Genomic DNA, 263 nt, shown 5'->3' with positions numbered 1-263 from the left:
ATCGTAGCAACGAGCTTATATTTTCGCATTAATCTTCGAATCTTTTTATGATTCATGATGATACCATTCTCCCGTTCCAGCCACATCTTCACGACCAATGCTCCAGCTTTACCATTCAAAGCGTCATAGTGTTTCTTGATAAGGAAAGCGTCATGTTCGTCTGCCTCCTCTCGCAACTGTCTGGCTTCCTCAGCGGCTTGCCAACGGTAATATCCGCTTAAGCTCACACTAGCTAGCTTACACAAATAACGCGTCATTCGCTG

Annotated in this window: 1 protein-coding gene; it reads right to left on the bottom strand. The window is 44.9% G+C overall.

Annotated elements, in window-relative coordinates; all coding sequences use genetic code 11:
* A partial coding sequence (locus tag UQ64_RS28340) for an IS3 family transposase (RefSeq protein WP_156417707.1) occupies nt 1-263 on the bottom strand: 263 nt, incomplete at both ends.

The organism is Paenibacillus etheri, assembly GCF_001012825.1.
Classification (GTDB): Bacteria; Bacillota; Bacilli; order Paenibacillales; family Paenibacillaceae; genus Paenibacillus_AQ; species Paenibacillus_AQ etheri.
Note: the sequence above shows the minus strand (reverse complement) of the source record. Positions and strands in the feature narration are given on the sequence as shown.